Origin of the sequence: Amorphoplanes digitatis, from assembly GCF_014205335.1 — a bacterium.
GTDB classification, from domain to species: domain Bacteria; phylum Actinomycetota; class Actinomycetes; order Mycobacteriales; family Micromonosporaceae; genus Actinoplanes; species Actinoplanes digitatus.
In genome coordinates, this window is record NZ_JACHNH010000001.1 from 7872991 (window position 1) to 7888375 (window position 15385).

At 72.6% G+C, this 15385-nt stretch carries 10 protein-coding genes; 6 read left to right on the forward strand and 4 right to left on the reverse strand.

Annotation, left to right across the window (positions count from 1 at the left end):
* The first annotated feature begins 22 nt into the window (after positions 1 to 22).
* Together BJ971_RS34720 and BJ971_RS34725 are read left to right on the forward strand one after the other, a co-directional pair.
* Complete coding sequence (locus BJ971_RS34720) at positions 23 to 640, forward strand: hypothetical protein (protein ID WP_184997525.1); 618 nt, start codon at positions 23 to 25, stop codon at positions 638 to 640.
* Between the two features lie 56 nt (positions 641 to 696).
* Positions 697 to 1410, forward strand: coding sequence for a hypothetical protein (locus tag BJ971_RS34725; protein WP_184997526.1), 714 nt, complete (start codon positions 697 to 699; stop codon positions 1408 to 1410).
* Between the two features lie 17 nt (positions 1411 to 1427).
* On the opposite strand, the gene BJ971_RS34730 is transcribed toward BJ971_RS34725, so the two are convergent.
* Genes BJ971_RS34730 through mfd form a run of 4 tightly spaced genes read right to left on the reverse strand, consistent with a single transcriptional unit; the run spans position 1428 to position 8468 of the window.
* The gene (locus BJ971_RS34730) at positions 1428 to 3044 is read right to left on the reverse strand and encodes a DUF885 domain-containing protein (protein ID WP_184997527.1); all 1617 of its coding nucleotides are present in this window, start codon (positions 3042 to 3044) and stop codon (positions 1428 to 1430) included.
* A gap of 10 nt (positions 3045 to 3054) precedes the next feature.
* Positions 3055 to 4020 carry a nucleoside triphosphate pyrophosphohydrolase gene (locus BJ971_RS34735; protein ID WP_184997528.1) on the reverse strand — a complete coding sequence of 322 codons (966 nt, stop codon included), beginning with the start codon at positions 4018 to 4020 and terminating at the stop codon, positions 3055 to 3057.
* Positions 4020 to 4796, reverse strand: a complete 777-nt coding sequence (locus BJ971_RS34740; protein ID WP_184997529.1) for a hypothetical protein — start codon at positions 4794 to 4796, stop codon at positions 4020 to 4022. The genes BJ971_RS34735 and BJ971_RS34740 overlap by 1 nt, the downstream gene beginning before the upstream one ends.
* 51 nt (positions 4797 to 4847) lie before the next feature.
* Positions 4848 to 8468, reverse strand: coding sequence for a transcription-repair coupling factor (gene mfd / locus BJ971_RS34745; protein ID WP_184997530.1), 3621 nt, complete (start codon positions 8466 to 8468; stop codon positions 4848 to 4850).
* 191 nt (positions 8469 to 8659) lie between these two features.
* Here mfd and BJ971_RS34750 point away from each other — a divergent pair, with 191 nt between their 5' ends.
* The 4 genes from BJ971_RS34750 (at position 8660) to BJ971_RS34765 (ending at position 15363) form a co-directional block, all read left to right on the forward strand.
* Positions 8660 to 10450: a hydrogenase maturation protein gene (locus BJ971_RS34750; protein WP_184997531.1), complete on the forward strand. Its 1791-nt coding sequence runs from the start codon at positions 8660 to 8662 to the stop codon at positions 10448 to 10450.
* A 76-nt stretch (positions 10451 to 10526) separates the two neighbouring features.
* Positions 10527 to 12338 carry a glycosyltransferase family 2 protein gene (locus BJ971_RS34755; protein ID WP_260415193.1) on the forward strand — a complete coding sequence of 604 codons (1812 nt, stop codon included), beginning with the start codon at positions 10527 to 10529 and terminating at the stop codon, positions 12336 to 12338.
* The gene (gene glxA, locus BJ971_RS34760; RefSeq protein WP_184997532.1) at positions 12335 to 14284 is read left to right on the forward strand and encodes a radical copper oxidase GlxA; all 1950 of its coding nucleotides are present in this window, start codon (positions 12335 to 12337) and stop codon (positions 14282 to 14284) included. Before BJ971_RS34755 ends, glxA begins: the two co-directional genes overlap by 4 nt.
* Positions 14284 to 15363 carry a glycoside hydrolase family 6 protein gene (locus BJ971_RS34765; protein ID WP_239087702.1) on the forward strand — a complete coding sequence of 360 codons (1080 nt, stop codon included), beginning with the start codon at positions 14284 to 14286 and terminating at the stop codon, positions 15361 to 15363. Before glxA ends, BJ971_RS34765 begins: the two co-directional genes overlap by 1 nt.
* The last annotated feature ends 22 nt before the right edge of the window (positions 15364 to 15385 follow it).

Here is a 15385-nt window from a genome sequence, read left to right on the forward strand (position 1 = left end):
ACTGCCGATCTCGTGAATCGCCATGACCACATTCCCGCTGCTGCCCGATGCCGGCTCGTACGTCGAGATGTCCGTCTCCGACGAGCAGACCGCCCGCGTCCGTGTCGTCGACTCCGAGGACGCGCGCCTCATCCTGTCGGCACCCCGGGACTCCGTTCCCGGCGTAGGCGCCAACGTCGCCCTGCGCTGGTCGGCCGCCCCGCGCGGCCGGTACTCCCTGCTGTGCCGGGTGACCGACGTCGAGGAGAACATGATCGAGGTCGAGGCGCAGCGGCAGCCCGTCGTCGAACAGCACCGGCACTTCGTCCGCGGCGGCGGCGGCGAGCAGGTGCGCCTGCGCCGCGCGGGCTTCCCGGACGCGAGCGGCTGGATCCGCGACATCAGCGAGCACAGCATGCGGGGCCACTTCGCGGGCGCCGAGGTCAACGGCGGGGACGACCTGCGCCTGGAGATCCAGCTCGGCACCGAGATGGTCGTGCTCGACGCGGTCGCGACGAAGGTCGCGGCGCTGCCGCAGCGGGTGCCGCCGGGCCCGATGTCGGTGGAGATGGTGGCCGTCTTCGACCCGGACGAGAGCCAGGCCCGGATAATCCGCCGCTACGTGATGCGGCAGCAGTTGCTGTCCCGCTCCCGCGCGTAGGTTCTGCCCTGGATACCGGTTTGCGCGAGGTTGCGGCCATCGGCAAAGGTGGGCACGTGCTTCTCTCCCGTCGTCGCGCCGTAGCGGCCGTGCTCGTGCTGTTTGCCGCCGCGACCGCGGGCTGCTCGGACCTTGACGATCCGGGCCAGGGCCTGGCCCGCAACGACCTGGTCTCGGACCTGGCCGCGCAGATGTCCGGCGCGGCCGCGCTGACCTACGAGGCGAGCTACCACCTGTCCGGCGGCGGGACCGCGACGGTCGCGCAGGCGCAGGCGCCCACCCGTTCGGCGTACGTGTATCCGGGCGGAAAGGTGACCGTGACGACGGACGCGACGACCCTGTGCGACACCGGGGCGAACGCGACGACGTGCACGATGACGGCGCCGGCGACGCCGACGAGCCCGCCACCGGCCAAGGTGTTCGAGGGCGCGGACGCCACCGGCATGGTGCTGCCGTCGACCGTGCAGGCGCTGCTCAACGCGGCCGTTCTGGACAACGACGTCGAAGTGGTGCAGCACGACACGACAATCGCGGGACGGCACGCCACGTGCGTGCGGCTCGCCGGGGTGGACGGCGCGGCGACCCGGGACTTCACCACGTGCATCACCAACGAGGGCGCGCTCGGCAGCTTCAGCGGCTTCCTGAACTCGGTCCGGGTGGAGGTGGCGATGACCCACTACGCGGAGAAGGTCGCCGACGAGATGTTCGAGGTGCCGAAGAAGGCGAAGCTGGTGGATCGCCGCGCGCAGGCCGGCGGCGACCGGCCCTAGCCGTCCTCGGCCGTCCGTCAGACGCCGAGCAGCGTGCGCAGGTGGCGCGGCGGCGGTGAGCCGTGCGCCAGCATGGCGTCGTGCCAGGCCTTCGGCGTGGCGCCGAACGGGCGGGCCGCCGCGATCGCCGACACCTCCGTGTAGCCCACGAAGTAGGTGGAGAGCTGGGTCGAGGTGAGCAGCGCCCGCTTCCACTTGCCGGCCGCCTCGCCGACCTCCTGGAAGCCCCGGCCCGTCATCATCGCCATGGCCTCCTGCTCGCCGAGGCCCTCGCAGTGCGTCAACTGGTCGATGATCGCGTTGAGGCTCATCCGGAGCTGCATCTTGAGCTGCTGGAGGCGCACCGGCGGGCCGCCGAAGCCCAGGCCGGCCATCAGCTCCTCGGCGTAGACCGCCCATCCCTCCACGAACGGGCCGGAGAAGCCCAGCGCCCGCGCCCGGGTGCCGGCGCGGAACCGGCGCGAGTGCGCCAGCTGGAGGAAGTGGCCCGGCATCGCCTCGTGGACCGTCAGGTTGCGCATCATGTGGTCGTTGTATTCGCGGTAGAACGACTCCACCCGCTCCCGCGGCCAGTCGGCCGGTGCCGGCGCGATGCAGTAGAACGTCGGCACGTCCGCCGTCTCCAGCGGGCCCGGCGGGTCGCAGTAGGCCACCGCGACGCCGCGGGCGAACTCCGGCATCTCCTCGATGACGCAGGGGTCGTCGATCAGCGTCATCAGGTCGTGCTCGCGGACGAAGTCCGTCGCCTCGGCCATCGTCACCTTGGCCAGGTCGACGATCGTCTCGTCGTCGGGGTGCCGCTCGGCGAGGGTGTCCAGCGCCCGGCGCACCGTCTCGTCGGTCGGCGGGCCGCCGACCAGCTCGGCCGCGGCCTCGCGGAGCCGCTCGCCGGCCTCGTCGAGATTGCGCTCGGCCCGGGCCAGGACCTCGGCGGCCGGCAGCTCGGTGTCGAGCGTGTGCCAGAGCCGGGCCTCCCACAGCGGCCGGCCCAGCCGCGGGTCGCGGCCGGGATCGCCGCTCTCCAGGCCGGCCTTGAGCCACAGGTCGAACTCGCCGAGCGCGTCCAGCGCGGCCGCCGCCGCGGGCTCGATCGCGCCGCGCAGGGACGGCGCACCGGCCAGCATGCCGGGCAGCTCGCCCCGGATCAGGGCGGCCGTGCCGGCGAACTGGCCGATGGCGACCTCGGTGTGCAGCCGCGGCACGTCGCGCAGGACCGCGCGCGCGGTGGCGAGCGCGTCGGGTATGGCGGCCAGCCGGCCGCCGAGGCTGCTGAGCCGCTCCTCGACCGGGGCGAACGGCCGCGACAGCAGCGCGTGCAGCAGCGGGCCGGGATTGTGCTCGAGCGGGTTCCACTCGTGCTCGCGGATGTCGCCGAGCTCGAACATGCCGCGCTCGACGACCGCGGACAGGATGGCGTGGTCGACCCGGTCCTGCTCGCCGAAGGCGTCGGGGTCGATGCCCGCCAGCGTGTCGGCGGCGTCGCGCAGCATGGCCACCCGGTCGGCGACCGCGCCGGGTGAGAGATCGGGCAGCCGATCGTCGAAGCGATGGTCACCGGCGAAGGACGCCATCGCGGGATCGGTTTCCAGGATGGCGTCGACGATGCGCTCCGCGAGCGGCACGAACTCCGGCATGCAGGGAAATCTACTCGGCGGGTGCGACACCCTCCGCCGTGCGGATCTCCTCGGCGAGTTCAAGCGCCGCCTGCCGCAGCGCGGCCTCCGGGTCCTGGCCGTCGGCCTGTGCGCCGGCGACGAGGCGCAGCAGCGTCGCGCCGAGGTCGGCGCCAGCCGGCAGCGGCACGTCCAGCCCGGCCCGGGACGCACGCTGGAGGATCTTCGCCGCCAGCGCCAGCGCGGGCTGGCTCAGCGCGATCCCGTCGAGGACCGAGTCCCGCGACTTCTCGGCCTTCTTGATGCGTTCCCAGTTGTCGATGATGTCCTCGACGCTGCCGACGCTCTCGCCGGCGAAGACGTGCGGGTTGCGCCGCACCATCTTGTCGACCAGCCCGCCGGCCACGTCGTCGACGCTCCAGCGCTCGTCGGGGTCCAGGTTCTCGGCGAGCCGGGCGTGCAGCACCACCTGGAGGAGCACGTCGCCGAGCTCCTCGCGCAGCGCGGAGAGATCACCGGCGACGATCGCGTCGTACGCCTCGTAGCTCTCCTCCAGCAGGTACTGCGCCAGGCTCGCGTGCGTCTGCTGCTGCTTCCACGGGTCGCCGCCGGGCGACGCGAGCCGGTCCATCACGGCCACCGCGTCGAGCAGCCGGGCGCCGGGCGGGTCCCACGAGCCGTAGCAGAGCTCGAGCTCGGCCAGGGACGGCTCCCGGGCGAGCCGCAGGCCGAGCCGGCGGGCGAAGTCCTCGTCGCCGGCCGCGCCGCCCAGCCAGATCACCGTCGGAGCCGAGGCCAGCGCCGCGATCAGCGCCTCCGGGTCGGGCTCGATGACGCCGACGGTCACGCCCGCGGACCGCAGCGCACGCACCTGGTCGCCGTCGGCGGCCGTGAAGACGGGATGCGCGCGGACCAGGTCCCAGGCGGTCGACGTGAGCAGACCGGCCGGCAGCCGGGGCGAGGTGACAAGCAGGACGATGCGCCCGGCCGTGGACATCAGGACGCGGGAGCGACGAACGGTGCCTCGGAAGCGTCGGTTCCGGCGTCGAGCGACGCCGTGACCAGCGGGACCGGGGTCTCGCCGCCGGTCGGCGCCGACAGCAGGACCAGTTCCTGGGTGCCGAAGCGCGGGTTCGACGTCACGTCCTCGGCCGCGACGACCTTCTCGACCTCGTTGCGCAGGCCGAGGCTCTGCTCGAGCGCCTTCTTGTTCTCGGCCGAGAGCTCGGCCTTGAACTGCTCGAACGGCGCCACCTGGCCCGGCGCGGCGGCGTTCAGCGTGTCGTAGACGGCGCGCAGCTCGGCGTCGGTGAGCTCGGCCGGCGCCACCGCCGGCAGCAGCGCCGAACGCAGCCGGTAGGCGCGCGCGTAGAGCTCGGTGTATGCCCAGGTCGGCGAGTAGTTGGTGGCCTTCGCGACCTGCTCGACCGTCGGCTCGGCGGCGGGCTGCACTTTGTGCGCCAGGGCGAGCTGCTCGAGGATGTCCACGGTGAGCATGTTGCTCAGGACGTCCTGCTGCTGGAAGGGCACCTGCACCGGCGGCACCGGCTCGGCGGACGCGCCGGCCTGCTGCTGCCGCACCTCGTCGCGCGACGCGGTCAGGTCCTGCTCCGCCTGGTCGTACACCCGCGCGACCTCGTCCGCCATGATCGTGCCGAGGCTGCCGACATAGGCGGCCACGTCGGGCTCGGCCTGGCAGGCGGACAGGCCGCCCACGACCAGGGCTGCGGCGACGGCGGTGGATGCGAGTCGGCGGGCACGCTGCATGGTCATGACTCTCTCACGTCCCGTATGCCCGGTACCGCTCGCCCCCGGAAATTCCGGTCACCCGCGCACCGGGGCCGGGACCTCGCCGAGCACATCGGAGAGCAGCTGGCCACACCACTGCAACAACGCCTGGTCGCGCAGGGGTTCGCCGCCCACCCGGCGGGTGCTCGGGCGCGGCACGCTGACCTGGTCGTTGGCCTGCTTGTACACCGAGTCCGGGTGGTAGCGCTTGAGCCGCATCTGCTTCGAGTCCGGCAGCGGCAGCGGCGAGAACCGCAGGTGGCGGCCCTGCACGGAGACGTCGGTCAGGCCGTACGCGCGGGCGATCAGGCGGAACCGCGCCACCGCGATCAGGTTGGCGACCTGCGCCGGCGGCTCGCCGTAGCGGTCCGTCATCTCGGCGACCACCTCGTCGAGGCGGGCGTTGTCGCGGGCCTCGGCGAGCTTGCGGTACATCTCCAGGCGCAGCCGCTCCACCGCGATGTACTCGGTCGGCAGGTGCGCGTCGATCGGCAGGTCGACCTTGACCTCCGGCTCCTCCTCGGGCCGGTCGCCCTTGAAGGCGCTGACCGCCTCGCCGACCATCCGCACGTACAGGTCGAAGCCGACGCCCTCGATGTGGCCGGACTGCTCGCCGCCGAGCAGGTTGCCGGCGCCGCGGATCTCCAGGTCCTTCATGGCCACGTACATGCCCGCGCCGAGCTCGGTGTGCTGGGCGATGGTGGCGAGCCGCTCGTGTGCCGTCTCGGTCAGCGGCTTCTCGCGCGGGTAGAGGAAGTACGCGTACGCCCGCTCGCGGCCGCGGCCGACCCGGCCGCGGATCTGGTGCAGCTGGGAGAGGCCGAGCAGGTCGGCGCGCTCGACGATGAGGGTGTTGGCGTTCGGGATGTCGATGCCGGACTCCACGATGGTCGTGCAGACCAGGACGTCGAACTCCTTCTCCCAGAAGCCGACCATCACCTTCTCGAGCGCCTCCTCGCCCATCTGCCCGTGCGCGACCGCGACCCGGGCCTCGGGCACCAGCTCGCGCAGCCGCCGGGCCGCCTTGTCGATCGACTCGACCCGGTTGTGCAGGAAGAAGACCTGGCCGTCGCGGAGCAGCTCACGGTGGATGGCCGCGGCGACCTGCTTGTCGTCGTACGCGCCGACGAACGTCAGCACCGGGTGCCGCTCCTCGGGCGGTGTGGCGATCGTCGACATCTCCCGGATGCCGGTGATCGCCATCTCCAGCGTCCGCGGGATCGGCGTAGCCGACATGGTCAGCACGTCCACGGAGGCCCGCAGGGTCTTGAGCTGCTCCTTGTGCTCGACGCCGAAGCGCTGCTCCTCGTCGACGATGACCATGCCGAGGTTCTTGAAGCGGGTCGCCGCGGCCAGCAGCCGGTGCGTGCCGATGACGATGTCGGCGGCACCGCTGGCCGCCTCCTCGAGCGTCTGCGCGGCCTCCTTGGGCGTCTGGAAGCGGGAGAGCTGCTTGATCGTCACCGGGAACTGGCTCATCCGCTCGGCGAACGTGTTGAAGTGCTGCTGCGCGAGCAGCGTCGTCGGCACCAGGATGGCGACCTGCTTGCCGTCCTGCACCGCCTTGAACGCCGCCCGGACCGCGATCTCGGTCTTGCCGTAGCCGACGTCGCCGCAGATCAGCCGGTCCATCGGGACGGCCAGCTCCATGTCCTGCTTGACCTCGATGATGGCGGCCATCTGGTCGGGCGTCTCCGTGTACGGGAACGCGTCCTCCAGCTCGCGCTGCCACGGGGTGTCCGGGCCGAACGCGTGGCCCTTGGAGGCCTGCCGGGCCGCGTACAGCTGGATGAGCTGTGCCGCGATCTCGCGGACGGCCTTGCGCGCCCGGGCCTTGCTCTTCTGCCAGTCGGAGCCGCCCATCTTGTGCAGCGTCGGCGACTCGCCGCCGACGTAGCGGGAGAGCTGGTCGAGCTGGTCGGTCGGCACGAAGAGCCGGTCGCCGGGCTGGCCGCGCTTGGAGGCCGCGTACTCGATCACCATGTACTCGCGCTCGGCGCCGTTGACCGTGCGCTGCACCAGTTCCACGTAACGGCCGATGCCGTGCTGCTCGTGCACGACGAAGTCGCCCGGCTTCAGCTCCAGCGGGTCGATCGTGTTGCGCCGCCGGCTCGGCATCCTGCGCATGTCCTTGGTGGACGCCCCGCGCCCGCCGGTGATGTCGTTGCCGGTGATGACGGCGAGCCGCGAGCCCTCGTCGACGAAGCCGTGGTTGAGCCCGCCGCAGGTGACGAGCAGCTGGCCGGGCTCGATGCGGTCCGTGATGGAGTCGACCGGGGTGACGCCGAGGCCGGCGTCGCGCAGCAGCTCGGTGGCGCGCTGCGCGGTGCCGTGCCCCTCGAAGACCAGCGCGATCGCCCACTGATCGGCGGCCCAGCGCCGCAGGTCGGCGGTGAGCCGCGCGGTGTCGCCGTGGTAGAGCGGCACCGGCTGGGCGGGCAGGGCGATGGCGTCGCCGGAGTCGGGAGCCACGTCGACGGCCGGCGTCTCCAGCCAGGGCGTCTCGGACTCCGCGGCCTCGGCCTCGGCCAGCCCGAACGGCGAGACCGTCCACCATGACTGGTGCAGGACCGCCGCGTGGGCGCGCACGTCCCCGAGGGTCCGGAAGGCGGCGGCGCCGACGTCGATCGGCGCCTCGCCCCCGACGGCGGCCGCGGCCCAGCTCGCCTCAAGGAACTCGTCCGAGGTACGGGTCAGGTCGTGCGCCCGGGTGCGGATCCGCTCGGGGTCGCAGAGCAGCACGTGTGTGCCGCGCGGCATGCAGTCGATCAGCAGCTCCATGGAGTCGGTGCCCTGCATCAGCGCCGGCGCCAGCGACTCCATGCCCTCGACCGGGATGCCCTCGGCCAGCTTGTCGAGGATCTCCCCGATCTCGGGGTGCTGCTCGGCCAGCTCGGCGGCCCGGGCCCGGACGGCCGGTGTCAGCAGCAGCTCGCGGCACGGCGGCGCCCAGAGCCGCTCGACCGCGTCGATGGTGCGCTGGTCGGCGACGGCGAAGGTGCGGATCTCCTCCACCTCGTCGCCCCAGAACTCGACCCGGGACGGGTGCTCGTCGGTGGGCGGGAAGATGTCGAGGATGCCGCCGCGCACGGCGAACTCGCCGCGCTTGGTGACCAGGTCGACCCGCGCGTACGCCATGTCGGTCAGGCGCCGGGCGACGCCCTCCAGCTCGGCGTCGCCGCCGGGGGTCAGCTCAACCGGCTCGAGGTCGCCGAGGCCTTTGAGCTGCGGCTGCAACAGACTGCGGACCGGCGCGACGACGACCTGCACCGGCTCGTCGCCGGAGGCGCCGGGGTGTGCGAGGCGGCGCAGCACGGCCAGCCGGCGCCCGACGGTGTCGGAGCGCGGCGAGAGCCGCTCGTGCGGCAGCGTCTCCCAGGACGGGAAGACGGCGACCTGGCCGGGCGGGATCAGGGCGCCGAGCGCCTCGGCGAGGTCGTCGGCCTCGCGGCTGGTCGCGGTCACGGCGAGCACGGGGCGGCCGGCGCCGCCCGTCTCTGCCGGTCCGGCGACGGCGGCCACGACGAACGGGCGCAGCGAGGCGGGGGCGGTGAGGTCGAGCGCGTCGGAGTCGGCGCCGCCCTTGTGGGCGAGGTCGCGGGCCCGGGCCAGCCCGCGGTCACGCAGGGCGGCCGGGATCAGGCCACTGAGTTGCATGGAAAAAGACCCCCGGGAAGGCACATCGAAAACCCCCGGCGCCAGTTGGACGGGGGGTATGCCCCCAAGCTTAGTCCGCCTGCCGGGAACATCGGCACGACGGACCGTTATCGGACCGCATGTCCGACATGGCATCGCACAGGTAGCGGAAGCTGCCGTTCGCCATGGGGGGAATTGTCTGGGGAGGCAATGTGCGGGTTCTGTTGCTCGTTTCGGCGTTCAACGGTCTGAGTCAGCGGGTCTGGTGCGCGCTGCGGGAGGCGGGCCACGACGTCGGGGTCCTGTTCGCCACGGGACCGCAGGACATCGTCGACGGCGTACAGGCCGCGCAGCCCGAACTGATCATCTGCCCGTACCTGCGTGACCGGGTGCCCACCGCCGTCTGGCAGCACCATCGCACGGTGATCATCCACCCCGGTCCGGTCGGCGACCGCGGACCGTCGTCGCTGGACTGGGCCATCGCCGACGGCGCACCCGCCTGGGGCGTCACCGCCCTGCAGGCGGTCGAGGAGATGGACGCCGGACCGGTCTGGGCCTCCCGCACGTTCCCGATGCCGCTCGCGGCGCCGCGCAAGTCGTCCCTCTACAACGGACCGGTCGCCGACGCGGCCGTCGAGTGCGTCCTCGAGGTGATCGCCAAGGCCGCCGATCCGGCGTTCCGGCCGACGCCCGCGGCCGAGCTGACCGTCGAGGTGCAGGGCGCCCGGAGCCGCCCCGCGATGCAGCAGGCCGACCGCGCCTTCGACTGGACGCAGCCCACCGAGCACATCATCCGGCGGATCCGCGCCGCCGACGGCGCACCCGGCGTACGCACGACGCTCGCCGGGCTCGAGGTCTTCGCCTACGACGCGCACCCGGGGCTGGCCCGGGGCGCCCGCCCGGGTGCGCTGCTCGGCCGGCGGCAGGGCGCCGTGCTGGTCGGCACCGGCGACGGCAGCGTCTGGCTCGGCCACCTGCACGACGCCGCGCAGTCCCGGAAGATCAAGCTGCCCGCGACCACGCTGCTCGGCAAGCGGCTGCGCGGCGTGGCCGACTCGCCGCTGCCGCCGGGCACGGAACCCGAGGGGCCGTCGTACCGGCAGGTGCGGTACCGGCGGTCGGGGCCGGTCGGCTGGCTGGCGTTCGACTTCTACAACGGCGCGATGTCCACCGGGCACTGCCGCCGGCTGCTTGCCGCGCTCCGGCACGCCGCGGCGCAGGACACCCGGGTGCTGGTGCTGCGCGGTGGCACCGACACGTTCAGCAACGGGATACACCTCAACGTCATCGACGCCGCCGGTGATCCCGCGGCGGCCGCCTGGGCGAACATAAAAGCGATGAACGAGGTGTGCCGGGAGATCATCACCTGCACCCGGCAGGTCGTCATCGCCGCGTACGCGGGCAGCGCCGGCGCCGGCGGCGTGATGCTCGGCCTGGGCGCCGACATCGTCGCGGCGCGGCAGGGCGTGATCCTGAACCCGTACTACGACATGGGCCTGTACGGCTCCGAGCTGCACACCTTCACGCTGCCCCGGCGGGTCGGGCCGGACACCGCGCAGGCGCTCATCGACGCGAAGCTTCCGATCAGCGCCGAGCGGGCCGGTGCGCTCGGGCTTGTCGACGAGGTCGGACCCCGGCACCCCGAGGCGTACGGCGAGTGGCTGACCGCGCTCGCCGTGCGCCAGGCCGACGCCCGGGACGCGCGGCGGCGCCAGGCGGCCAAGGCGAAGCGGCTCGCGGGCGAACGCGTGCCCCTCGACGTGTACGAGGCCCGCGAACTCGCGGAGATGAGCAGCGACATGTTCGGCGACCGGTCCGGTTTCACCGCCGCCCGGCGGGCGTTCGTCGGCAAGGTCCGGCCGGCGGACACCCCCGCCCGCCTGCTCCTGACCCAGCACGCGGAGCACTACGCCGCGCGCCCGCGTCAGTTGAGCCGCCCCATCGCCGCCCCGGCGGTCGAGGCCGAGGTGCACGTGCGCTCGGCCGTGCCGATGTCGGCCTGAGCACACCAGAGCACGGCGGGCGCCCGCGGGCACTCGCCGAATACACCATGCCCGGGTCCGAGGTGAGAGGACGCCGATGAGCGGCGAAGGAATGGCCGCGGCCAGAGCTGCGGTCGACCCCGCGCTCGCGCGCGCCCTGAACACACCGACCGTGCTGCTGCCCGGCCGGTACCAGTACAGCAGCTACAGCGTCCTGGCCGGGCCGGCCGAGGTTCCCGGCGACGGACCGCAGCGGGTCAGGATGCGGCCGCTGGCCCGGCGGCGGCCGATCGCGACCGTGCTGATCACGCTCTTCGCGTTCGCGTTCGAGAGCACGTTCTTCGCCTGGCTGCTCTCCTCGATCGAGGTGCCGGACCCGCGGCTGCACACCTGGCTGTACGCCGCCACCGTCGTCATGATCGTGGCGACCGCGCTGATCGAGCTGTTCCGGCTGGTCAACGTGGTGACGCTGTGCCTGGCCACGCTCTGGGCCCGCGACCCCGTGCCGATGGTCCCGGACCGTGCCCTGCGGGTGGCGTTCCTGACCACGATCGTGCCCGGCAAGGAACCCGTCGACATGGTCGAACGCACCCTGCGCGCCGCCCGGGCCATCCGCCACGCCGGCCGCTACGACGTCTGGCTGCTCGACGAAGGCGACGACGACCAGGTACGCCAGATGTGCCGAAACATCGGCGTCCAGCACTTCAGCCGCAAGGGCCGGCCCGAGTACAACACCCCCACCGGCGCCTTCAAAGCCAAGACCAAACACGGCAACTACAACTCCTGGGTCGACGCCAACGGCGACCAGTACGACGTCTTCGTCTCCGTCGACCCCGACCACGTACCACTACCCAACTTCTGCGAACGACTCCTCGGCTACTTCCGCGACCCCGACGTCGCCTTCGTCGTCGGCCCACAGATCTACGGCAACTACGACAACGTCGTGACCCGCTGGGCCGAATCACAGCAATACCTCTTCCACTCCCTGCTCCAGCGCGCCGGCAACCGCCTCGGCGTCTCCATGCTGGTCGGCACCAACAACGCCGTACGCATCTCCGCACTGCGCGGCATCGGCGGCCTACAGGACTCCATCACCGAGGACATGGCCACCAGCCTGGTCGTGCACAGTGGACGCAATCCGGACACCGGCGCGCGCTGGCGCTCGGTGTACACCCCGGACGTGCTCGCCGTCGGCGAGGGACCGTCGTCGTGGACCGACTACTTCACCCAGCAGCACCGCTGGTCGCGCGGCACCGACGAGGTCATCGTCACGGGGTTCGTGAAGTTCATGTGGCGGCTCGGCTTCCGGCGCGGGCTGCACTACGCGCTGCTGACGTCGTACTACCCGCTGACCGCGCTGGCCTGGCTGCTCGGCGCCGCCAACGCCGTCTGCTATCTGGTGCTGGGCGCCAAGGGCGTTCAGGTGCCGATGCACGTCTGGCTGATGCTCTATGTGGACGCCGCGCTGTTCCAGGTCGGCCTCTACGTCTGGAACCGCCGCCACAACACCAGCCCGCACGAGGACGCCGGCTCGTCCGGGCTCGCCGGCATGCTCATGTCAACGCTGTCCACGCCGGTATACGTGTCGTCGTTCCTCGGCGCGCTGCTGCGCCGCAACGCCGGCTTCGTGGTGACGCCCAAGGGCGACTCGGCCAGCCCGGACCGGCTGCTGACGTTCGCGCCGGGGCTGCGCTGGGCCGCGTTCTACGTCGTGCTGCTGATCTCGGCGCCGATCGGCGCGCACGTGCACGGCGCGATGTGGGCCTGGCCGGCCATCAACCTCGTGATCTGCCTGATGCCGCCCGCGATCTGGGTCGGCCAGGAACACCAGCGCCGCCGGGCCGTCACACCGCCCGAGAGCGCACCGCCCGAGAAGCCCGCCGAGGAACCCGTGGAGTCGTACGCATGAAGCCCCGCCCCCGCCCGTCGACGGCCCGCCGCCTGCTGAGCGGAGCGATCGGCCTCGTCGTCCTGGGCCTGCTCGTCTTCGTCAACCAGCCGATGGTGGCGTTCGGCTCGGACGCCCTGCACGACTTCAACATCAACCGGCTGGCCTACAAGCAGCAGTACGGGCACTGGGCCCGGCTGCCGGTGCCGCACACCTTCCGGGTCAACGCGATCCACGCGGCGCTGCTGCACACCGGCAAGGTGCTGATCATCGCCGGCAGCGGGAACAACCGCGAGAACTTCGAGGCCGGCACGTTCCGGTCGATCCTGTACGACCCCGCCCGGAACTCGTTCGCCGAGGTGCCGACGCCGACCGACGTGTTCTGCGCCGGGCACACGTTCCTGCCCGACGGCAGGCTGCTGATCGCGGGCGGGACGAAGTCGTACGAGGTCCTGGAGAAGGACATCACGCACGCCGCCGGGGTCATGAAGATCAAGAATGAGTCGCCGGCGGGCGGCCCGCGGGTCTTCCCGAAGGGCACCCGGCTGACCGCCAAGGACGGCCGGGCCTACCTCACCCGCGACGACGTCACCGTGCCGGCGGCGATCGCGATGAAGCACGGCGACCAGGTGATGACGCACGCCGGCGCGGCCGAGGTCTGGGTCGACGCCGAGGCCGCGGGCGACGCCTCGATCGTCGACCACCCGGCGCAGTACACGCTCGCGGGCTTGACCGGCCTGGACCAGCGCAACATCTACGGCCTCTCCGACAAGATCACCCGGGAGAAGCAGGAGTACGGCGGCGACCGGACGTCGTACGAGTTCGACCCGCAGACCGAGCGCTACGTGCGCACCGGCGACATGGTCCGCAGCCGCTGGTACCCGACGCTTGCCGAGATGCCGAACGGCGACGTGCTGGCCGTGTCCGGGCTGGACGAGTTCGGCCGGATCCTGCCGGGCGACAACGAGAGCTACGTACGGGCGCAGAAGCGCTGGGTGGCCGCGCCGAAGCTCAAGCGCGTCTTCCCCACCTACCCCGGCCTGCACCTGATGCAGGACGGCCGGCTCTTCTTCTCCGGCTCGAACTCCGGCTACGGCTCGGACACCGAGGGCCGCACCCCCGGGCTGTGGGACCTGACGAACAATAAGTTCCAGGTCGTACCCGGCCTGCCCGACCCACGGATGACCGAGACCAGCTCCTCGGTACTGCTGCCGCCCGCGCAGGACCAGAAGGTGATGATCTTCGGCGGCGGCGAGGTCGGCGAATCACCGGTCTCCACCCGGCGCACCGCGATCGCCGACCTGGACGAACCGAAGCCGGCCTACCGGCCCGGCCCCGACCTGCCGCAGCCCGCCCGCTACCTGAGCACCGTGCTGCTGCCCGACGACACCGTGCTGACCACCGGCGGCTCCTCCGGCTACCGCGGCGGCGAATACCGCGGCCAGACCCGCAGCGACCTGTACAACGCGCAGATCTACCGGCCCGACCGGGACCGGTTCGAGACGGCCGCCGAGTCGACCGTCGGGCGCAACTACCACTCCGAGGCGCTGCTGCTGCCCGACGGCCGGGTCATCACGCTGGGCAGCGACCCGCTCTACGACCGGGCCGGCAAGGACCCCGGCACGTTCGAGCAGCGCATCGAGGTCTACTCGCCGCCGTACCTGTTCAAGGGCCCACGGCCGGGCGTCGGCGCCGGGCCGGACACCCTGGAGCGCGGCGCGAAGGCCGGCTTCGCCACCGCCGACGCCGGGCGCATCCGCGCCGCCCGGCTGCTGCGGCCCGGCGCGGTCACCCACGTCACCGACGTCGACCAGCGCTCGGTCGCCCTCGACCTGGCGCGCACCGCCGACGGGGTCACCGTGACCGTCCCGCAGGACAAGGGCCTCGTCCCCGCGGGCTGGTACATGCTCTTCCTGATCGACGACAAGGGCGTGCCGTCGACCGGGCGCTGGGTGCGGGTGCGTTGATGGCGAACCTCCGCTCGATGCGCCCGCACTGGCCGATACTGGCCGCCGGGCTGTCCCTGGCGCTCGTCCTCGCCGCCATCGTGACCCTCTCGACGCGCGGCGCGGACTCGCCGGTGGTGGCCGGTCCCTCGGCGTCCACCGAGCGGCGGGAGCCCGTCACCCCGGAAGCGTCGGGCGGCGGGCGGCTCTCGGACCGCCGGCTCTACGTCGATCCGAACGGTTCGGCCGCGCGACAGGCGGTGGAGTGGGAAAGCGCCGGGCGTACCGCCGAGGCCCGGATCATCCGGCGCATCGCCGACCGGCCGACCGCGACGTGGTTCGCCGACGCAGCACCCGGCTACTCACAGCGGGCACAGAGCCTGGTCACGGCCGCGGCCGCGGCGGGCCAACTGCCGGTGCTCACCCTTTACAACATCCCCGGCCGCGACTGCGCCGGCCACTCGGCGGGCGGCGCGGCCGACGCCGCGGACTACCGGACCTGGGTACGGACGCTGGCGGGCTCCCTGAGCGGGCACCCGGCGCTGATCGTGCTGGAGCCCGACGCGATCCCGCAGGCGGTGCAGGGCTGCCTGAGCGAGGACGACGCCGAACAGCGCTACGCGCTGCTGGCCGAGGCTGTCGAGGCGCTGCGGGCGGCGCCGGGCGTGCTGGTCTACCTCGACGCGGGCAACCCGACCTGGATCACCCAGCCGGCCCGGCTGGTCGCCGCCCTGCGCAAGTCCGGCCTCGACCGGGCGTACGGGTTCTCGCTGAACGTGGCCAACTTCGAGACGACCGCGGACAACATCACGTACGGCAGCCGGCTGTCCACATTGCTCCGCGGCGCGCACTTCGTGGTCGACACCAGCCGCAACGGCAACGGGCCCGCGCAGAAGGGCGCGGGCGACCGGCACTGGTGCAACCCGCCGGGGCGGGCACTCGGCGAGGAGCCTACGACCCGGACCGGGGTGCCGCTCGCCGACGCGTTCCTGTGGGTCAAGCGGCCGGGCGAGTCCGACGGCGCCTGCGGCAGCGGCGCGCCGCCGGCCGGGCAGTGGTGGTCCCGGTACGCCCTCGATCTGGCCCGTCCCCGGTCCTGACCGGGCCGGTCGCGGCTCGCGC